The following is a 21876-nucleotide window of genomic DNA, read 5'->3' as shown; positions in this document are numbered from 1 at the left end:
GCTATAGGCGTTAAATATAGTTCAACCCGCTACGGCGGGTAGCCTGACCATAAAAGACAAAAGAAATGGGGGAGTTATTGCCAAGGAGTGCTGAATGTAATTGAATTGCAGAACCGACACAACTAACCACTTCACACTTAACAAAGTGGGACTAAAGTGGTGACTAAAATCACTTGAAAATAAAGAATTGCGATTCAAGCATATGATTTATATTGGAACATAAAAACAACCAACATTCAGTTCCAAATGTCGAATAGTGTGTTGTCGTGTTTAACTGCAATCTAATAAATAAAAACCCTGATTTATCAGGGTTTTTATTTGGGTAACTCAATCTAATTCACTTTTAATAAAGCAAAACACATCACTCGATCACAGCGCCATAGCTATTGGCATTAAAATAACTAAATCAAAGCGATAGCATAATTTTCTGTAACAGTTCTAACCGCTTAATCAGTGCTTTACGCTGTTTATTTTTGCTAATAAAAACATCAAAATTTTGTTTAAACTCGCTGGAAGATTGTTTTAGTTGATAAGCATCAAACAACACTTGCAAGGTACGGCTGGCATTATCATAGCCACTGGCACACCCACGAGCCGCCCCCTCAAAAGCACTATCCCAATGGCTTTGATGCGCTTTATAAACCGCTTCAAGATGTTCATTACGCAATAACGTCTCACGGGCAAGACGCTCGGCCTCTGCCATGCGCTCTTCTTGCATCACTTCTTTTTCTGCTACATGCCAGAAGGGATGCAACGATGCAACTGTTATCCAGTCGGAGTACTCTATTGGTGTTTCTTGCGTTCTGAGGAGCGCATACGCATCCGCCGCAAATATTTTCCCTTCATCAAATAAGCAACAAAGCAACGCGTCCTTCTCGGCATCCGTTAGCTTAGCCACCTGCTGCTGTGCCGTTAATACTGTGGGTTGAGGAACATGTGCAGGCATTGACTGCAGCAAAAGATGTAAAGCACGTATCGATGGTAAAGGAATGTCAAAAAGTGTGGTAAATGCCAATTGTGCCTGGGTTAACTGCTGAAAATCAAAGGCTATAAGCGGCAAGGGCTCTAAGGCCATATCATCGTTGGCTTGGCTTAACCAATGAAAATACAAAGCACGATAATCGCCAGTTAATAGTTCTGTCCTTAGTGCCACCAAATGCAGCATAAAGGATTCGGCACTCTCATCGTCGCGGTAGCGATAATCATCTTCTAAAGTAAATATCAGTAATTGGTTCTGCTTATTCTCGACAAAAGACACATAAAAGTCAGCATTTATTGCCTTGAAATCACAGGGGATTGCACCGGATGGCAATTTAATATACGCATTCACTTGCCCCCAATTAGCGTAATAAAAGCCAATATCAAACAAATCCATCATTAAGGTTTCTGGATCGGCCTTTAAATCACCGTAATCATATTGAACACAAAAGGAGTGGCCGGTGATCTCTGCTCGGCTAGAAATATTCCTTAATCTATTTCGCTGCGGGACCGACAAGCTACTGTTAACACATTCGAATCGATAATACTGATATTCACTCATAGCTAACTCACATTGATTTTCTAGCGCTGTCTAAATGCAGCTGGCCAAACGAACAGATATAGGTAGAACTAAATTTTAACTAGGCGACTCAGAAAGCTGAAGACAACTTTTGTGCTTGTTGTTCAGCCTGACTACACTCATAAACAATCCTGAATATGTCACTCGCTTGAGGTCACTAAAATTGGCAGCGGCTAAAATTCCTCTCTTTTATGACGATAGAGAACATGCAGAAAAAATCATCTATGAGCTGGCACTGCACGAAGATCTCTCACTCATCAAAAAACACCTAAAATTGGGTGATTATCAACTCAAAGATTGGATTATTGAACGTAAAACCTTGCCCGATCTCGTGCAATCATTATGCGATGGGCGCCTATTCTCACAGGTGGCCAGATTAGCCCAGAGCCCAAATCATACTGCCCTGCTAATCGAAGGTTATACACAAGATATCGCATGTTACCAGATACGCAGAGAAGCGTTAATCGGGGCGCTGTGCTCGATTTCAATCAATTTCCACATCCCAATACTGCGCAGTTTATCGCAAACTGAAACAGCTAAAATTCTGTATTTTTGCGCCACTCAGTTAAACCGTAGAGAACATGAATTAACCCTCACGGGACGTAAGCCCAAACGCAAGAAAAATCAGCAATTATTCATCTTGCAAAGCCTACCCGAGGTAGGCCCTAAACTCGCCAATAAACTTTTATGCCATTTCGCCAGTGTCGAGGCAGTCGTAACAGCATCTGAAGAGGCATTGATGCAAGTGGGTGGTATAGGTAAAAATAAAGCAAGTAAGATCCGTGAAGTGCTGACTCGCTAAGTGACTTCACAGCATAAGCTGAGTGCCTGTTGACTTACCCGAACAATAAACTATATAGCTCTTGGTGCGAGCTCACTTGATAGTGCGGGGTGATACCGGTAGGTACATCATGGCCGTGGACGTTATACCAGCATGTATGAATACCGGCGTTGATACCGCCTTGGATATCTGAATGCGGGTTATCACCGACCATCAACACAGTATCGCGCTCAGGATGGCCCATGAGTTCGAAGGCGTGATCGAAGATACCCACATCAGGTTTGGCTATGCCGACTTTTTCTGAAATCACTAAAATATCAAAATGATGCTGCAAGCCTGTACGCTCTAATCGCACGGTTTGTAGTTCAGTGAAACCGTTGGTAATGATGCCTAGTTTAGCTTTACCTTGCAGCGCTGCTAATAACTCGCGAGCACCAGGTAGCGGCGAACAAATTTCGGCCATTGCTGATAAAAATGCACTATTGAGAGTCATGGCCGTGACAGATAATTTGGCTGCCCAAGGTTCGAAACGTATGGTTTGCAACTCGGCGGCAGTTATCTTGCCATCTTGATAATCAACCCAAAGTGGTTTGTTAACTAACTGATACTCGTCAAAATCGGCTTGGGTAAAATCGACCCCAAACTCACTAAACATCAACTTAAGCCCTTTTAAGGCATCAAAATAAAATAGGGTTTCATCGGCATCGAACAAAATCCATTGGTAAGGCAAGGACATAGGAACTCTCTTTCTGACAAAATAGCTAAAACTCATCCCCATGCCGTTCAGTGGCATCGAGAATGGTACATCGGCGATTGCGGCAATGCTGTGGCTAGCTGCCAAGCTAGTAATCAAGATAAGCGATAAACATGAGCGATGAGCCCGAAAATAACTAGGCTTCACAGTCGACACCCGCAATCAGCAAGTGCATTAGTCTACCTTGCATCAAGGGCAATGATAACCACGATAATAAAAACTGACTGTTGAGGTATCATCAACAATAATGGCAGGGGAACGCGATAATCTAAGGACACCATGGAGCACTTTTCGGCACTACCTATCTTTGTCACTGTAGTGGAATGCGGTAGCTTTTCACTGGCAAGTCAAAAGCTTGGGCTGAGTAAATCGGCGGTGAGCAAACGCATTACCCTATTAGAACAAAGTCTGGGTATTCAACTCTTGCACCGTACCACTCGCAGCTTGAGTCTTACCGAGGCGGGCACCCGCTACTTCGACTATGTTCGCCCTGCAGTTAAACTCGCAGAGGAAGGATTGGATGCTATTTCCGAGCTACAACAAGCGCCTCAGGGCAGTCTGCGCATCGCGGTTCCTATGGTATTTGGCCGCTTGCATATCGCCCCTTTGATCCCAGAATTTCTGCGCCGTTACCCGAAAATACAGCTGCAAATGCAGATGGATGATAAGACCACCGATTTAATTGCTGGCGGATTCGATCTGGCGATTCGCATCGGCGAACTGCCAGATTCAAGCCTGATTGCTCGTAAAATCGCCCCTTGTTTAAGTGTCATTTGCGCTTCTCCCGAATATATTGCTCGCCACAGCGCACCACAAACGCCGCAGCAACTCAGCCAACATAACTGTTTGTTCTACTCATATTTTCGTGATGGTGTTGAATGGACCTTCTTAAGCCCGCAGGGTCCCACTCGCATTCAGCCGAACGGTAACTACCAAGTCAACAATAGTGATGCCATTCACCAAGCCACACTCGATGGTTTAGGCATAGCCAACCTGCCCCGTTTCATGGTCGACACCGACTTACAAACAGGCCGCCTACAAGCCTTGCTCGCAGACCATCCCCTCCCCGAACATGGCATTTATGCGGTTTATCCGCAGCGGAAATATTTGCCGACTAAGGTGAGTGTATTAATTGAGTTTTTGATTGAGTTGTTGGTAAAGAGATTGGGCAATGATTAGATAGGGTTAACGATAAAAACGGCTTTAAAAAATGGTTATAACGAATACAAACACAAAGCTAAAAAAGACTAACTTAAAACGGACTTAAGCCAAATAAAACAGCACATTAAATAGCCTGCTCAACTATAATAATAGTCAGTCTAGCTGACTATTTAAGGCAGAAATATGAGCGCTTATCATCAAACATTTGGCTATGAATTCGATCTTGGTTTCGACCTGAGCCAATACCCATTTCTTATCGACAAAAGCTATCAAAATGACATGTGCCCCAGCTTTTATTTCAAACGAAAAAGCGACTACTTTATTCTTTGGATTGACTATGCCGACCCCATCTGTCGCGAAGAAGATTATCCCCGCTACACCATCATTTCAGCCGTAAATGACAGCGACAATCTACACCCAGAAATCCGTACCGCTTCTCAGCCAACACTGCAGCTTGAATTTGAACTGCCAAGTGAACTGATTGATTATCTAGAGCAGATAAAACTACAACTGAATGCCAAAGTCGTTTCAATACGATAATCACGATATTAAACCGTACCGATAGTGCGGCGGTTGCCCCCAAAGAAGCAAAAAACTATGCTTGAAACTAATTAGCTGCCAGTAACAGTGCTACACGAACGACATAAATGCCCGACTAACAAAATAAAACTGTTCGATGTGACTCATAGTCCGTAGACCATACAACAGCAATTACTGAAAATATAAGCCCACCAATACACTAGGTTTACATCATGGAATACCAATCCGTTAGCCAGTTTGAAGAGGCTTATTTTGTACCTTATGAAGAAGAGTGGTGTGGATACGTAATCTAAATCGAACGAAACCCAGATCGGTACAGGGGAGGCTTTGCATGGTCCGTATGCTTTGATAATGAAGAAATTCAATCAGGGCTAGCGTTTCATTTTGATTTTGCACTGGGAGAAGCATTGACTTACATCAAGTGTTCAAAAAGCAACCAATAACTCAATCTATTCATTGCTAGCTTAATCATTCCTGGTATGATTGCTCAAAATTTTTTGACAGTTATTGCATCTAATGAAATCAGGCGAAGTTCTTGTAATTGATCTTTTCGCAGGCCCTGGCGGCCTTGGCGAGGGTATCTCATCAACTACACATTCAAACGGAAATAAACCATTTCAAATAGGCGTATCGGTTGAAAAAGAACCTTCTGCACATAAAACTCTTACTACGAGAGCTTTATTCAGAAAACTTGCTAAAGAGCCTACTGCAAAACAGCATTATTACGATTATGTTCAAGGAAAAATCACCCGTGAACAGTTGTTTAAACTTTATCCTAATGAGGCTCTAGCCGCACAAGAAGAAACACTAAAAGCACCTCGAGCATTAGGCATAGATAATGATTTAATTCACGCCCGCATAAAAGAGCTAGTCAGTAAGCACAAAGGTCAAAAAATTGTTATTGGTGGTCCACCATGCCAAGCTTATTCGCTAGCAGGTCGTTCTAGAAATGCGGGTAATAAAGACTATAAAGCAGAAAATGATGAGCGCCATTTTCTTTATATGGAGTATTTAAGAGTACTCACTATTGCACAACCTGACGTTTTTATTATGGAAAACGTGCGAGGCATTTTATCAGCCAAACTTAATGGCAAAGTGATGTTTCCACAGATACTTAAAGATCTGAGAAACCCTGGGCGTGTTACAAAAATTAAAGATACAGCTAGCTATCGAATTTATTCTTTAGTCATAAATGCCAAAAATCCCAATAACCCACAATATTCTGACTCTGCGGATTTTCTAATACGCTCAGAACAATATGGCATTCCACAAGCTAGGCACAGAGTTATTCTGCTTGGGGTACGCGATGACATTAAAAAAACACCACAAATACTAACTCGGGCAGCTGAATCCATAACAGTTAAAGAAACGCTAAGTGACCTACCAGCTTTAAGGAGCGGCTTTTCAAAGCAACCAGATACCACAATAGCTTGGGAAAAAACGATCACAAAACACTCAAGGCAGCTAGTCAAGGCATTTAAAAAGATTTATCCAGAAGAAGCTATCAACAATTTAGATTTAACCCCATTATTAGATCTACCACGTGCATCATCCATTCATACAAATCGAGTTAACAACCAAGTCCCCGAGCCTTTAAAGGGTTGGCTACTGGATGATTCATTAGGATGCGTACTGAACCATGAAACACGTGGTCATATTGAAGCAGATTTGTTGCGATACGCCTTCTGCGCAGCTTATGCACAGTTGAATGATGGAGTCTCACCAAAGTCCCGCGACTTTCCTGAAGAACTCGCACCTGAACATAAGAACTGGACAACAGGCACGCATGCAGATCGCTTTAGAGTTCAATCAGCTAACAAATATGCCACTACAGTGACGAGCCATATCTCGAAAGATGGCCATTATTTTGTTCACTATGACCCTAGGCAATGTCGAAGTTTGACAGTACGCGAAGCTGCTAGACTGCAAACCTTTCCAGATAATTATTTGTTTGAGGGCAATAGAACTCAACAATATGTGCAAGTGGGCAATGCTGTACCACCATATTTGGCACAGCAGATTGGTCAAGTTGTTTTACAATTGCTATCCATTTGATATTTTTTAATAAATGCAGATATATTTCTCTAAAGCTTACCGTCAATCTTTATTACATCATTGACTTTTAAAAGCTGTAAAATCTTCTACCTGCAACTTTTTAAGAGCATCAATCGCAATTTCACATTGCTTTGTAGGCAGTTTAGGTATTACAGCACAGATCTCTATAAGATAATTTCCTTTAAAGGTCTGCGACGGCTTGTGCACTATTACAACCAACTAAAGTGCGGAAACATCGACCATATCAAATCAACAAATTTAAATCAGATAGTTAATAAGATAACCCTATAAGCTTAGCGCAAATTTTGAACTAGATGAATCCATGAATTTATTTAATTCTGATGATCTTTTTATTGCTACCCATAATTCTTGATTTTTAGAATACTCTCCATAATCTTCACTTAAAGAATACTTTTTAATAAGTTCATTCATTAGGAATAGTAGCTCTTTAAGATACTCTATGAGTCCATCACTTAAGCTTTCCTGTTTCCATATTTTTTCCAGAATCAATGTGCCATCATTAGTAGTATTAGTCCACTTGTAAATAGCAGAGATAGCATATGGAACGGCCGCTGAACGAAGCTGTCCGATAGCATTCTTTCCTTGCCCATATACTTCTTCCATCGTCCTGAATAATATTATTTTGGCAATAAGTTTTTCATAGAATTCACGATTTATAGCAATGCCGTCACCGTTTTCAGGCTCAATATCTTCAATAAACATGCGAAAAACTTTCTCTCCACCTTTTTTTACTAGGTGCGGTGCATCTCCCCAAGCACAATAATATTTGGCTAGTAACTCTTTTGTGAAGCGTTTTTTGGGTGGAAATTCATTCTTTAATTTTTGACCATTTGTACTTTTTCTAACTTGAGTATTGAAGTCACCTTTTGCTCGCTCAAAAAACCACTTATTTCCGGATGGAGGTAGAACACTTTCACTGAGTGATTTTAACTGTACTAATTTAGGACTACGAGATCGAAGATCTACTTTAGATACTCTAGATTGACTATTTGAAAACTCGCTTATTTTAGAAATTAGGTCATCTAAATCCTTAGATTTACTCGTCTTTGCGATGTTAATCTTAGCCACTACTTTTACATTACTAATATCCAACCCTTCTTTACGAGAAAAGTAAATTGAAGCTGTTGTCTGCCCACCATTTACGATTTGAAAGTCGTCTAGGCTTTCTAAGTATAGTGATTTTTTATAGTAAGATGTTTTTGCTTCTGTAGCAGTAATAGTTAAACCATTATTAAAGGCTATGAACTTTTCAGGCTCATCCTTAATAGTTTTTTTTATCCCCTGGTTAACACCTTTGAATTGTAAAAATGAACGAACATTCTTTTCCAATAACTGACTTGAATATCTTTTATAAAGATCGGCTAAAATAGGTGCATCTAAAACACATAAGTAAGATTCAAAATCCTCTTCATCAGCAGCTTTAATAACCTCAATATTCTTGCCAATGACATCTTTAAAAATGACTTTAAGTGGCTCAGCCCTACCTTGTGAGGCATATATATTCGCCAAATAATTTAGATCGACAACTCTTTTGATGAAAAGAAGTTCTTTTGATTGAGTTTTTTCACCTAAAAATTTATGTGAGAAACTTTTAATTTCATCTTTATAATGAATAGTACGTAACTGAGTCTCTTCTCCCCTAAAAGAAACGGTAGCAGATAAGGTTACCAAAATAAATTCAATAACATCAAACTGAGTCAATCCGTCTTCACTCCCTAATTTAGCAAGTAGTGGCTTAATAGGCTCAGATTCTTGTACATTTTCGAGTTTATTTTGAATTGCAGAAGAAATGAATCGGATAGCTCTATTAAACTGTTCATCATAGACATTTCGTAGAGAAACATAGAATTCATCATTGCTTTCAGATAAGTAACTATCATCAACTATAAATATTTGTAGCCGCTCGCCGGTGCTATTTACAGTATAACCATTGATTTTTATTTTATCGTCGTTAGAAAGATAATAAGTATGATTAATATCCTCTGAGTCAACCACCTTAGTTTCTAATAGCAGTGGCATTACTTCATCAATTAGCAAACTTTGTTGTAAAAAGCCATCATCATTCTTGCTAGAATTTAATAAGTCTTCTCTAGTATTTAAAACTGCACTTATTTCCACCTAATAGCTCTCCTGTGAAACTCTAAACTCTTGTAGTTCTCTAACATCTAAATTGTATTTAACTGTCGAAATTGCCTTATGCAACCCAAAGGCTTTAATTTTGGGAAAGTATTCAATATCACAATCAAAGGTTTCTGTCATCTTTCTAGAAAACAAAAAGTTTGAATACTTTGACAGACGTTCCTCACTAAGGTTCACCTTCTCTAAAGCAGATAAAAGTATAGTGACATCTCCACTTTTCTTATTTATATGCTCCTTAATTTTCAAGAATAAATCTTTAATCGATAAACCATATTCCGATTCAATAACAGAGATGACTTCTAAATTGAGGGGTTTTTCATCAATATTCTCGAGTTGATATTCACTAGATATTCTTATCATCCAAGAGGTTAATTGTTTGGTCTTTACTTCAATTGAAGAGCTGGAAAGCTCAAAATCATGTGATGCACCAAATGGTCCTACCCACGATTTTAAAATGTTATCGATCGGAACACTTGAACATGTGAATTGAATTAGCTTAAGTAAATAACTCAATTCCCCCCAGATCCCAATTACTTTCTCTTTGCTCAGTTTCTTCTCAAAAGTTTTAGTAAAGAATGTACTCCATTTTATATAGATAGTTATAAACTCTTTAGATGCATCTTCTGCATTAGCAATGTTTTTAATTGAATCAATTAACGAAATAATTAGATCATCGAACAATGATGTAAAGTCAGAGTCTAATAGTCTAATTTGGAAGTAATGCCCTTGCTTAAAAAAAATAAGCTCTAAATTATCGTTACTTAGAACATCAAATTTCGGGATAAATGTGGAAGGAAGATAAATTAATATTGCATGACTCGATTTTTCGTCAACAGCTAAAAAAACTTCTAGCGGCCCATCAGACTCAAATCTGATAGTGCTCAACCCAGAATCAATATTTTGAGATTCCAATAGTTTCCATTTATCACTTAATTCCATTATAGCACCGCGTCCGTTGGTAATAATTCATCCGAAGCTTCATCTTCATCTTCATCTAGTATCTCTAGATCATAATCACCTTTAACATACTCTCCATAAGGATCTAACTTTCTTGATATTGGAGGAAAACCCATTGCCATACCAACCAATGGTTCATTAAGTAATTGGCCTCTTTCTTTTAATAACCTTTGGATATTGGTGTCTACTTTCCCAGGAACTTGATTGAAGACGTAGTAGGGGTCTAACAAATAAAATATAAGCACACCTTGGTTTTGATTTAGCTTTTCTCGATATATTCTTTCCGGTTTGGTTTTTCGTTGAGCTTTTATTAGAGCATCTTCTTCGTTGATATTTGGGTCATTGTTTAAAATTTCAGACACTTTTTGACTGATAAATTCTTTTTCTGCTAAAAGTATTTGGTCTTCATCAAGAGCAACTTTCATATCTGTTCCTCCGCTCATTATATTCGCAGATGAACCAGTAGGTTTAAACCTCTGATCTTTTATGAACTCATCATAAAAATGATTTCCTTTCTCTTGAGCTGGCCCACTTCGAACCGCTAATTGAACATCTTTAGGTAAGCCTGTTTCATCAGAGGTGAGTATTCCTAAACCACACTCTTTAGCCGCTGAGCCTGTCAATTTAATTGCTATAGTCCAAGATGTTAGTAAGTTTTTTTCAACACATTTATTTACATATTGTTTGATTAGATTATTTCTAGTCTCATCAAAATTGTTATTTGATTCAATAATTTTAATGAGTTCTTTAGAAGATACTGTGATAGTAAGTAATGAATCTACTTCCTTGGCCGCAGAAAACAAAGGAGAAACTATACTTTTAAAATCAGTCCATACTTTACTAATTTTTTCTTTAGTAATATCAAGCTCTGTTGTCATTACTAGAGAGTCTTGGTAAGACCATTTTGTGCTTGTTGTATTTTTCAAAATAGTTGGGCGAGTAATTTGTAAAACTCCAGGGTGCTTTCTAACCCTTAGTTCAAAATCTCTTGGTGTTCCCTTTTGCTCCATCTTTTTGAACTCTTCTTTTAGTTCGTCAATACATCTAGATGTTGAATCATATTTAGAAATTAAATCCCTAGATGTAAACAATTTGCAGCAGTCTAAATAGCCTGGTCTATAACCAAACCATCGGCCCATTTGCAGGAGAGAGTCTGAATAGTTTGTCGAACGTACAAAATAGCTAACTGTTAAACCTTCAAGAGTAAAGCCCCTAGATAATCTATTCCCCCAATAGCGATAACTTTGCGTGGTTTTTCATCTTGGTATTTAAGCTCTTTTCCAGTGTCACTGTTCAATGCCAGAACTTCAATATCTGATACCGCATCCACCAATAAAGGACTTATAGAATTAAACGAGACTGGTTGCATGTAGTCATCGACATAATTTTCAGGTAGGTGACTATGGATAGAGCCAACAATTTCAGCGCAATAGTCAGACCAAACTTTTTCAAATTTTCGATAGATTGAATTTGCCCCGTTTGGCTTATCCATTTTTAACCTAGTCTCGATATCGCTATAAAAGTCATGAATCAACTTACTAGATTTATTTTGCCATGAAGTGAATCTTGAAATATGCACAAGCATAGTATTATGGGGTTGATATACTTTAGAGAGAATAAGGTCTTTTCGCCTAGTTTCTCTAACAGCAATGCCCAGAATAAAGCACATCACAGAATTTTTGATACTGTTAGGTAAATCAATTGGGAAATTATCGACAGATTTAGAAGCTCGAGTGCCTTTTTTGTATTCACTAAATGAGGAAAAGTTTAAATAGTAACCAAACTTGCCTACTTTATTTTCCCAGTCTTGTTTATTATCAAACCGTTCAACACCAATTATGTCATCACCATCTTCCATTACTCGACTTGGAAAGTCGGCTGTATAGTCATCAATATCAAATACAATCGGAAGTTTTTTGCAGGGCTGTAATGTTTCAAAAATCCGATGTGCCCCAATATAATTGGTAGGCGTATCTAAGAGAAATATAAAGTCATCAGGAAATAGATTATCGACTTGCTCAAATAAAGACTCTGTTATTCCTTTATTTGATTTGTCGGGAATACTCCACATTTCTTTTGATGCTACATTTCTATCCTGAATGACATTAGCGAATGGAGTGGCTGTGTAACCCAAATAAGACTTTTTATGAAAGATACCTAATATTGCTCTAATATGACCATTAATTTTAGATGCATAGTTTTGACCTTTATAGCCTTCATTGTTTAGAGAAGCATTGTCTGCTTCATCATCAATAATCAATAAAGGTAGGCTGTGTTTAGTTGCACCTTTAGGCAAATTGTCTTTTAACCAAAGTAAGATGTTTTTCAATATGCTGACGTTTTTTTTACAAACCATGATATTGGTCTGATTTAAGGAGAAGTTAGCATCAGCTAAAGGTCTATTAAAATCAGCGTCTTCAGAAGTAATTGAAACAACTTGGAAAACACTTTCATCACCTTGATGGCCAAAAGCTTGCCTGAGTCCAACACCTTTACCATCACCAATTACGTCTTTGTCTATCCGCGCTTGCGTTTGTGACCTGAGATCATCCATGATTCCAGATAAAACTATAATCAGCTTATAACCAGAATCGAGTGCTCTATTGATTACAGCATTAAAATTACCTGTTTTACCTGACTGCACATCTCCATCGACAAGGCCTTTAATAAAAGTAGAAGATTGACTCTTAGGGTCCGCCAATTTACTTAAAATTTTATAGCTCGAGTTTTTAATTTCTTCTACTACTGATTCTGAACGCCCTTGCCCCCGCAAATACTCTAAGTACCTTTCAGTGTAATTCCATTTTATTTCATTTTCTCTAGAATCATTTAGCCAAGTTGATTTATTCTTTGATAAAAGATTGGGGGCTTTGATTGTTGTTACATGATTTGATTGAACCTCTTTTCTAACAACTTCGAAGTAACTTTCAAAGGTTTCTCTATCTATATTCGGCCAGTTTAAATGCTCTGCAACGATTGCTAAACTAGAAAAGATTCTATCTGCTAACTCTGAACGTACTTCGTCTAAAGATTCAAAACTAGCTGTTTTTAAGTGCTCTTTAATTTTATCTTTGATTGCATCTTGGTATTTAAAGCGATAGTTATCCATATCTATTACTCCAGTATTTCAAGAATATCAGTAGGTAACGTCGTTAAGTCTATACCTAGTTCACTGATGAGATTTTTCTTAATAAAATCATTGCTGTAGCCATTTTTTCTAAGGTTCAAGATGGCTTCACCAAAATTAATGTTTTTAGTTTCTTCGCATTTATAAAAAGGTACGTCTTCATGCGTATCTCTAATTTTATTGATAGTGGTATTGATCATTCTAACTAACAAATTTAACTTGGTTTTTTGTTCTGAGTTACATGAACCCACCAAATCATTCAGTAACGGAAATTCGTAATTCATCTCTAGTAACGGGCCTTTGTTAGAATGAATTTTTCGAAGAAACTTGGCTTCTTTATCACTTGGGCTATGATCAAATTTCTTTATCCCCCTATTGTAAAACTCCTTTTCAGCTTCAGCCGTTAGTTCTTCAACATACCCTTTAAAAGCTTTAATTAGGTCATGAGGGATCATGACTTGAGATTTAGCTACATTTAAGTGGAGTAAATGATCAGCTTTATTTCCGATATCGACTCTTAACCTAGCCAGTTGAAGTCTAGGAGCCTTTCTGATTAAGCCATTCCAACCACCATAAATTATCAACCGATTTGCGCGATAGATATATACACCTTCCATATCTAACAGGCTTTTATTAGAGGGTGTCCAAGTGTTACCTGGTTGTTGTGAGTCTTTAATACTGGATGAGGGTAAAATAAACCCTTCTAATTTTATGTTGTCTTTACCGAAGTCCTTTTGCCTAAACTCAAGTTTTCTAAGGCTTTGTTTACTTTCAGGGAATGGGTTGAACGACCTAATATGTGAATTATTAACCCTAATAGTTAATGGGTTTTCAGGGTTTTCTAAAAACCTATGGAAAATAATCCCCAAATGTTCTGTGGTATTTTGAACGATTTCTCTATGTAATGCCTTTTTCCTATTATGCTCTTTAAGATATTTTTCAAACTTATAAAGCCCTGACCAAATAACTATTGTATTTGGAGAAAACTCTGAAACTTGACTGTTAAACTCATTGTTTAACTTATTAAAATCACTTAAAAGTTGATTAATTTCAGCTTGGTTATTAACTACTATCTCCCACGACTTGGTTTTTACTAAGTGATCGACATCCCAAGTTAGTCCATGGTAATCCTCTTCTCCTCGTTTTCTCGACAATACAGTAAATTTCCGAGTCTGAGAGAATGAAGCCGCCTTCATCCCAAGACCAAACCGCCCTAAATCAAACTGAGCTCTCTCCCCCTCTGGATTCGAACTTGGAAATTGCATGTTATGGATCAGCTCATCAATCGACATGCCATCGCCATTGTCAGCTAAAAACAACTGAAATGGCTCGATGTCTGAATCTAGCAATACTTGGATTACATTAGAGTTAGCAGTAACTGAGTTATCGATTAAGTCAGCAATTGCAGCTTCAAGGGTATATCCCTGCTCAGCAATAGACTTAATTAGAAAGTCAGCCTTAGGTGTCGCATCAATTACATTCGTACAGTTAGGCAACATAGCTCCAAAATTGCACCATAAATTATAGGGTTACTACGCATTCTTACCATTAAACGACTAAATATCCATACTTTTATTCATCAATTTTTAATTCTTTTCGAATGATTTACTGTTTTTTGACGATTTGATCGGTAATCCGTTCTAAAATCCAGTCCTTCAGGCCTCTTTCAACCCATATAAAGGCTGTTACAGCCCTCTTTAGCCAATAACACATAGCTGTAGATAGTTGAACGGTCCAGCCCTATACAATCCATTACTTCTTTCTGTTTAATTAATCTCATAGTGAATACCTCAACTTAAATCACAACATGGGCTTCGCCTAAAAAAATTATTGATCAATTACATACAAACAGGACGCACTAATTCTCACATATATTATCTCTTTGCTGTAACTAATTTATGGCACAGCTAAGCAGCTAGTGGCATTGAGTCCACCAGCTGTTTTTTGAAATAAGGAGGCATTATGCCTATGACATAAACTAATCGATTACTTACGACATAGGCCGTCATTACACACGGGAAAGATGTTCGGCAAGTGATCATTGAGCACCACCACAAAGGTAAACTTGCCTCTATTTCCCACTCGGCAATAAGTACCTTGTACTTCGGCCGCTGACATCGGCTTTAGACCAGTATCTATCTCAAATTTCTATTAAGCGATTGGTTATACTGGCTAACAGAAATGCGCTAAGGCTAACAGGATTAGGCACTAGCATGGAAGTGACCATCCGTGACAGGACGTCACGATTGAGCATCCAGGGATGGACTTGCTGCGAGTCACTGGAATGCAAGTGCTTGATAACATGCCTAACCTTCATTGTTTCATACTGAGTGGCAATAAGTATCTGGTACTTCGGCCGCCGGCGTCGGCTTTAACTAAAAACCGCTGTTCAACCATTTGAGCAAGATGACGGGTGGCGGTGGCGCGACTCACCTTCGCGACTTTTTGGTACTGGCTACTATTAATCCCTAGTTCAAAATCGCCGTCTAACATCCGATTGAGCACTTTAGCTTGCTCCTGACTCAATAAAGATTGGTCGACACTTTGCCAATACTGAGTTTTCGACAGCGTTCTGCTCACATCTGCCATCGCATTGAGTAAGCAGTCATTGAGGGTTTCAAAAAACCAGACTAACCAAGGAGTAATATCTACATCGCCCCGTTGAGTGGACTCTAAAATGTCATAGTAGGCTTGGCGACGGGCAAGAATACTGACCGACATAGCGTAAAAACGAATCGAGCGCTTCTCCGCTTGCGCCAAAGCTAAATCAGTCAATAAACGCGTGATACGCCCATTACCATCATCAAGTGGATGCAGAGTAACAAACCAAAGATGTGTTATCGCCGCACGGATAAGCGGATCTAAAACCTGCGCTTGCCGTGAAGCATTAAACCATTCGATGAACTGCGAGAGTTCAGTATCCAATGCCGATCTAGAGGGTACCTCAAAATGCACCGTTGGTTTATCAATGCGGCCAGAGACAACCTGCATAGGTGTATCGCCACGCAGCGTTCCACCAATAACAGGGTTAAGTAATGTGTAACCCAGCGGAAATAACTGCTGATGCCAGCCCAATATCCGTTCGAGGGTTAATTCAGTCTCTAAATTTTTTAAGGCATCGAGCATAATGTCAGCTAAACCATCGGTTTGCGCTGTTGTCGGATACGGTTTATCTTCAGTCACTCCGAGTTTTTTAGCTAAGGATGAGCGCACTGAAGCAGCATTGAGCTTTTCACCTTCGATGGCACTGGAATGGATAATGTTAGCGAGTAAGGTGTCGAGTGCAGCGTCTGACGTTAACAGACTGTCGTCGTGACTTAGCATTTGCTTGCCAAGCAGCTGGCCCTGATTGAAATAGACCTGACGCAGCAAGGCATCAATGCTGCTGGTATTCCAATGAAACTTAGGCCAATCAGCTTGCTGCCAAATCCACATATCTTACCCCACGAGTCAAATAACAAGTCTATTCTACTCACACAATGAGGCGATTAACAAGTATATTCGCCTCACATTATGAGTCGAATAGCGCTACTAATCGCCTCATTAATACCAACATGCTATCCAATGCAGGGAAATGAGCCTTGTTGGTAATCTGGGATCTCGTTTCTAAGCCTTGTGGTCATCCATTTTTATCGTACAGCGGCCATACAATACTGTGGCGCATTGCCGTTGTTCGTGACTTTTATGTATATACCCAAGCTACCTGAATATACGAGTTTCAGAGCGTCTAGGGTGATTCAATTCAAGGCGCATCAATGACAGAATGTCGGCCACCTTTTGAATTGATGCAACACGGAAGTGGAGTGCCCTAGGCGCTCCGTCCCGGCGGGTTTTAACGCACTTTATGCTGTGTTGGTTATTTTTAACTTAGCCCGCTAGGTCTGCAAATAACCGCAATCGCCATGGATGGCGTGAATGCCATTTATGCAGGAGCAATAAATGGCCTTGCCTAAAGTGCGTTAAACTCCCGCTGAATCCTGCATCTTCAGGTTGTTTGGGTATACTACCGACAAAGCCTTCATGCTGAGATATACTGTCGCCGCTGATTTGACACGCCAATGCGAAACGCCGATGTGAAAACTCATTGCTTACACCGCACCACTTGCACACACATTCTGAGCCCAATCTATGCCTGATAATGCCAACAACTCACCAGCCTCTACTCACGCACAATGTACAGCTAATGCACAGCGTACTGTTGATGCACAACATATTGGCAATTCACAGATTGCCACGCCAGATGAGATGAATCCGGCAAAGTCGAATACGCTCGATGGTGAACAGGCAAGTGTAGAAAAACAGAAGGTCTTTATCATAGGTTTGCCGCGTACGGGCACGACGAGTGTGAGTGTGGCGTTGTTGGAGCAAGGGCTTAAAGTGGCGCACATGGCCTTTACTAAACAGGCGTTTATGTTGGCCGATGCGATTTCTGATGTGCCCTGTTTTAGTGATTATCGGCAGCTTGATGATCTATTCCCGCAGGCCAAATTTGTCTACCTCGAGCGTGATATGGCGAAGTGGGTGCCTTCAATGCAAATGCTGCTAGGTAAAATGCTGCCGCATTTAGAAGCAAAATCGGGGCGATTCCACCCGATTATGAAACGCAGCTTTCGGCACACGTTTGCTATCGATAAAGTGGCGGATCCCGTAGACGAGGCACATCTTATTGCTTGTTATCAAAGGCATCAAAACGAAGTGCTCGCTTACTTTCATGGCCGAGAAGATTTTATCTCACTCGACATAAGCCATGCGGGGAGCTTGAGTCGCTTGTTGCAATTTTTGGGGTTAACCACGGATTGCCCAACCTTAGGCCAAGTGACGGATAGGGCGCTCTCGGACTCTCAAATAAAAAGTGCACCAAACCAGATATCACAGGAAGGAACGAGTCAGGCAAAGGCCGCCGTCCAACCACAGCCAGTCAACACCAGCGAGCATGGACTGGATTTCCCTAAATTAAACGCTGGTACACACGTCGCGGCTTGGCATGAATATAAACATCCCAATAAGGTGAACAGTAATAGCGCTGGCCCGCAAAGCCGTAAGTTTTTCGACTATACGCTTTAGCTGTACGCCCTATTGCTTGCGGCGTTTTACCACAGTGAGCCAATCGAGGCTCACGCCCGAAATGGCATTAAAGCCGCGGATACGGAAGATAAGTTGCAGTAGCTGCGGCCTTGGACGCACTTTAGGTTCGACCGAGCGCGGAATAAACCAGAGTGTCACTAAGGCACGCAGTACGGTCGAGACTAAAAACACCACGAAGATAGGGCTCGATAACACGCTATCCCAACCCGACCAGACTAAAAAATCCGCCGCATGGGAGGCAATAGTGCCGCCCAATATCGCGCCAACAAATACACAGGCCGCACTCAAGGCTGCTTGCAAAGCGGCGTAGGTCGCAAAGTCACTGCGAAAGGGGCGGATATCATAAAGGTAATTTGCCGTACTTAAGGTGAAGCCGCTCCACGCCAAGCCAGAGAAAGCTTGAATAGCTAAGATATACAGATAGTTATCCGAGAATAGCCACATCAGCGGCAAGCTTGGGATCATACAACTGGTGATGATCATCACTAAACGATTGCCGAATTGATCGCTAAAGCGACCCCAAAATCGCAAGGTGACAAATTGAGTCGCTATCGAAGCCACACTGGCGAATACAAATTCGAGATAAGTAAACTTCAAGCCTTCCAACATGTAAACGGCAAAAAATGGTGCCGAGATCGCCACCATGCCCTGCATACTGGCGACAAATAAACTGTACTGACGAAAAGTTTTATCCTTCCACGCCTCACGAAAATGACCAATCGTCTGCAAAAATACGCCGCGCTGTTTGGGCTCACGCGGATCGGGATCGTGCATCTGCAGCAGTAACCAAGCCGACACAAACCGCCCCATCGCCGCGATAGAAAACAGCAGACTAAAGCCCAGCCACGCCATCTGCATCGAGTCGGTTAAGGTGAGTATGCCGCCGCCAATAAAGAACACACTCAAAGATGCGCCCATAGTGAGCCGAGTGCGCGCGGCGAAAAAAGTGCCACGGCGCCGTTCGGGAACAATAGAGCCCATCCACGCCCGCCAATGGGGTTGAATTAGATTAATAAAGCCATGGTAACCAACAGCTAAAGCGATAAAGATCCACACCGCATGTTCAGGGCCAAAAGCGGCTAACGCGCCCATCGCCAGCACAACACAGGCCTGAAAGGCGGCGCAAAAGACGATAAAAGTTCGGCGGGAGAAATGGCTGGCGAGCCAGACAGATAAAAGCTGGGAGATAGCGCCAAAAAGCTGAGGTAACCCCGTGACAAAGCCCATCTGCGCTAGGCTGGCACCGAGAAAAATAGCGTAGGCATTGAAGAAGTTATCGCTGGTCGCCGTCATCATAGACGAGGCAACCGCTTCCTGCTGCGAGCGACGCAGGGTACATCTTAACCAAGAGTTACGTTCGCTGCGCCGTGAACAAGTGACTAACGGCTGCGCCACAGGTGAATCCATACCAAGCACAAATCCATAGAATATTAAGGGATATTGCTCGATTATGTCGGATGAAATGCCATCTGCCTAGGGCTTAAAGCAATCGTATTAAAGCAAAACGCCCAAAGCAAAGCCTTGGGCGTTTTGTTTATCAGTGCATTGGATCTATAAACTGGCACAATCACCAAGATCCATATCCTGACTTAGAAATGGGCTTTAAGTACCGTCTCTTGGTCGAGCAAACTTTGGTACAGGGTAAACTGATTGGCGGCGCGGTCCAGATTGTGGCCTTCGCGGTGGATGTGGAAATACACATCACCGTTAAGATAATCCGTTAAAAAACGCACGCCTATCATCAAACAAATCACCCGCGCGCCAAGCCATAGACTGCGTTTTTCGTCTTCCGTTAAGACGTCACCCAACTCGCTCAAGTAGCCACGGCAAATCGCAGCGAAGATATCTTGGCGCACTTCGACTTTATCCAAGGCCGTTGAGTCTTCTTCCTCTGGCGAGCAGAAGGTGCGAACCATATCGCCGAAGTCATACATCAGATGACCTTTCATGCAGGTATCTAAATCGATAATCGCCATACTGGACATGTCGCGTTTATCGAAAAGCATATTATTGATTTTAGTGTCGTTATGACAAATTCGCAGCGGCAGCTTTGGCGATATTTCCGCGAGTTCATCCAGCAAAGCCTGCTGAGATAACGCGTAATCGACCCAATGACGGCAAAGATCTAGGCGGTGTTGGCTATCGAGTTCGGCGGCCTGTTGCAACAAAGTCATGCGTCCCGGTAAATGGTGAAACTGGGGGATCACATCTTCGAGCTGAGTCGCATCAAAGTCACTCAAGGCTGAGGCAAAGTGACCAAAAGCCTTAGCCGCCATTTCTGCTTCTTGTTCCGACTTAACCACTTCGATGCTGAGACTATGGGGCAAGTAACTGATCGCGCGCCAAAATCCTTGTTCACCTAAATCAATAGCCAATTCACCCTCTTGGGTTAAACAAGGGCTAACGACTTTCAGGCCGTATTGTTGCTGCAACGACTTAGCGCATAAATGATGGCTGATTTTATCGGCATTGCTGACCAAAGCGTTGGGCGTTTTAAATACCTCAGTATTAATACGCTGCAATACTAATTCGCCCGCTGGCCAGCGCACCAAAAGGGTGTCATTGATGTGGCCATTACCGAGGGCAGAAATTTTTGCCTCGGCGGCTTCAATACCAAAATGAGGCAACACTGACTGCCTGATGAGTTTAATCACTCAATAACTCCGTTAATTTTTGTTTTACCCAGACAGTGTCCTGCGGATAAGTCACGCCGAGCCAAGGCTCACAGGCAACATCGACATAGACAGGCAAACCTTGCTCAATGCCCGCTTGTACTATGGCGGGCAAGTAACATTCAGACTTAGGTTGTTGACCCTGTTGCCCGATAAATTCGGTTAATTCACGTTTAATAACATCAAATATGCTTGGGGAGAAGCCCCAGCATGTCATAGATACCAAGGACGCTGGCGGCAAACTCGCATGCCCCTGTGGGCCATCACCCACCAATTCGCCTGCTTGCTCGGCGATATTGAGCCATTCGGCAACCGATTTAAGCTGACCATTTTCCACCTGGCACAGACCCCGGTTAACACCGCCGTGCTCCGACAATGTGAGTTCTATGGGATAGGCCACCATCATCCACTCTGTCGGTCTCATGCTTAAGCCTTTGGCTAACGAGGCAAATGCGCTATCACCATAAAAATCATCGGCATTGATAACGGCCATTGGTCCTTTAACGAGATGGCGTGCACTCCACAGTGCATGGGCCGTACCCCAAGGTTTTAGCCTGTGACTGATATCAGCCAGCTGCGCCGCCTCGGGTAAATCCGTTAAGGCTTGATAGCAAAAATGATAGGCAAAATCGGCGGGTAAAAACCGTGTCAGTATCTCAGTTAATTCAGTTTCTAACTCTGGGCGGATCACCAGCACAGCACGCTGAAAGCCACTGCGAATAGCCGACATGATCGATAACACCAACATGGGTTCGCCAGCTGGACCGAGCGCTGCCAATTGCTTATCGCCGCCGAAACGACTACCTAGCCCTGCAGCCATAATGACTAAGGTCAATTCTGTATTCATGCTGGATTGATATATTCAGTTCAAATTTAAAGATGTTTCCCCAAACCGCCGCGCCTAATACCAAGGCATAACGCATTTAAAACGCGGTTTGAGAAAAAGAGGAGCAAAAGTGTAATCTACCCCTCTAATTGTGACTAGCATTTAAGCAGAAATTTTATCGACTTAAGTTGCTGACCTAA

Annotated in this window: 16 protein-coding genes and 1 pseudogene; 5 read left to right on the top strand and 12 right to left on the bottom strand. The window is 41.2% G+C overall.

Annotation, left to right across the window (positions count from 1 at the left end):
* Positions 1-406: 406 nt before the first annotated feature.
* Positions 407-1375: a hypothetical protein gene (locus OX890_RS04080; protein ID WP_268650589.1), complete on the bottom strand. Its 969-nt coding sequence runs from the start codon at positions 1373-1375 to the stop codon at positions 407-409.
* A 346-nt stretch (positions 1376-1721) separates the two neighbouring features.
* Here OX890_RS04080 and OX890_RS04075 point away from each other — a divergent pair, with 346 nt between their 5' ends.
* Complete coding sequence (locus OX890_RS04075; RefSeq protein ID WP_126491015.1) at positions 1722-2360, top strand: ERCC4 domain-containing protein; 639 nt, start codon at positions 1722-1724, stop codon at positions 2358-2360.
* A 34-nt stretch (positions 2361-2394) separates the two neighbouring features.
* Here the strand turns inward: OX890_RS04075 and yjjG are convergent, their stop codons facing one another.
* Positions 2395-3132, bottom strand: coding sequence for a pyrimidine 5'-nucleotidase (gene yjjG, locus OX890_RS04070; protein WP_268650588.1), 738 nt, complete (start codon positions 3130-3132; stop codon positions 2395-2397).
* A 240-nt stretch (positions 3133-3372) separates the two neighbouring features.
* Between yjjG and OX890_RS04065 the strand changes: the two genes are divergently transcribed.
* The 3 genes from OX890_RS04065 (at position 3373) to OX890_RS04055 (ending at position 6849) form a co-directional block, all read left to right on the top strand.
* On the top strand, positions 3373-4272 hold the full coding sequence (locus OX890_RS04065) for a LysR family transcriptional regulator (protein ID WP_268650141.1): 900 nt from the start codon (positions 3373-3375) through the stop codon (positions 4270-4272).
* Between the two features lie 165 nt (positions 4273-4437).
* Positions 4438-4794, top strand: a complete 357-nt coding sequence (locus OX890_RS04060; RefSeq protein WP_268650140.1) for a hypothetical protein — start codon at positions 4438-4440, stop codon at positions 4792-4794.
* 516 nt (positions 4795-5310) lie between these two features.
* A complete protein-coding gene (locus OX890_RS04055) occupies positions 5311-6849 on the top strand; it encodes a DNA cytosine methyltransferase (protein ID WP_268650139.1) in 1539 nt (512 codons plus the stop codon).
* A 285-nt stretch (positions 6850-7134) separates the two neighbouring features.
* Here OX890_RS04055 and OX890_RS04050 read toward each other — a convergent pair whose 3' ends face one another.
* The 7 genes and pseudogenes from OX890_RS04050 to OX890_RS04025 all read right to left on the bottom strand — a co-directional run bounded on the left by OX890_RS04050 (position 7135) and on the right by OX890_RS04025 (position 16528).
* The gene (locus OX890_RS04050) at positions 7135-8988 is read right to left on the bottom strand and encodes an AIPR family protein (protein WP_268650138.1); all 1854 of its coding nucleotides are present in this window, start codon (positions 8986-8988) and stop codon (positions 7135-7137) included.
* Positions 8989-9948, bottom strand: a complete 960-nt coding sequence (locus tag OX890_RS04045; protein ID WP_259563128.1) for a PD-(D/E)XK motif protein — start codon at positions 9946-9948, stop codon at positions 8989-8991. It lies immediately after the preceding gene.
* Positions 9948-10976: a hypothetical protein gene (locus OX890_RS04040; RefSeq protein WP_268650137.1), complete on the bottom strand. Its 1029-nt coding sequence runs from the start codon at positions 10974-10976 to the stop codon at positions 9948-9950. Before OX890_RS04040 ends, OX890_RS04045 begins: the two co-directional genes overlap by 1 nt.
* A pseudogene (locus OX890_RS21190) lies at positions 10977-11635 on the bottom strand (Z1 domain-containing protein); the annotation flags it as partial.
* Between the two features lie 1445 nt (positions 11636-13080).
* On the bottom strand, positions 13081-14592 hold the full coding sequence (locus tag OX890_RS04030) for an ATP-binding protein (protein ID WP_259563126.1): 1512 nt from the start codon (positions 14590-14592) through the stop codon (positions 13081-13083).
* Positions 14593-14759: 167 nt separating this feature from the next.
* Positions 14760-14846: a hypothetical protein gene (locus OX890_RS21185; RefSeq protein ID WP_375164159.1), complete on the bottom strand. Its 87-nt coding sequence runs from the start codon at positions 14844-14846 to the stop codon at positions 14760-14762.
* Between the two features lie 560 nt (positions 14847-15406).
* Positions 15407-16528, bottom strand: a complete 1122-nt coding sequence (locus tag OX890_RS04025; protein ID WP_268650135.1) for a Fic family protein — start codon at positions 16526-16528, stop codon at positions 15407-15409.
* A gap of 693 nt (positions 16529-17221) precedes the next feature.
* Here OX890_RS04025 and OX890_RS04020 point away from each other — a divergent pair.
* Positions 17222-18157: a sulfotransferase family protein gene (locus OX890_RS04020; RefSeq protein ID WP_268650134.1), complete on the top strand. Its 936-nt coding sequence runs from the start codon at positions 17222-17224 to the stop codon at positions 18155-18157.
* A 9-nt stretch (positions 18158-18166) separates the two neighbouring features.
* Here the strand turns inward: OX890_RS04020 and OX890_RS04015 are convergent, their stop codons facing one another.
* The 3 genes from OX890_RS04015 to OX890_RS04005 form a co-directional block, all read right to left on the bottom strand.
* The gene (locus OX890_RS04015) at positions 18167-19585 is read right to left on the bottom strand and encodes an MFS transporter (protein WP_259484329.1); all 1419 of its coding nucleotides are present in this window, start codon (positions 19583-19585) and stop codon (positions 18167-18169) included.
* A 182-nt stretch (positions 19586-19767) separates the two neighbouring features.
* Positions 19768-20832, bottom strand: a complete 1065-nt coding sequence (locus OX890_RS04010) for a phosphotransferase enzyme family protein (RefSeq protein ID WP_268650133.1) — start codon at positions 20830-20832, stop codon at positions 19768-19770.
* Positions 20825-21697, bottom strand: coding sequence for an NTP transferase domain-containing protein (locus OX890_RS04005; protein WP_268650132.1), 873 nt, complete (start codon positions 21695-21697; stop codon positions 20825-20827). The genes OX890_RS04010 and OX890_RS04005 overlap by 8 nt, the downstream gene beginning before the upstream one ends.
* Positions 21698-21876: the final 179 nt, after the last annotated feature.

The sequence above is a fragment of the Shewanella sp. DAU305 genome (assembly GCF_026802235.1).
Classification (GTDB): domain Bacteria; phylum Pseudomonadota; class Gammaproteobacteria; order Enterobacterales; family Shewanellaceae; genus Shewanella; species Shewanella baltica.
This window is presented reverse-complemented; position numbering and strand designations above follow the sequence as displayed.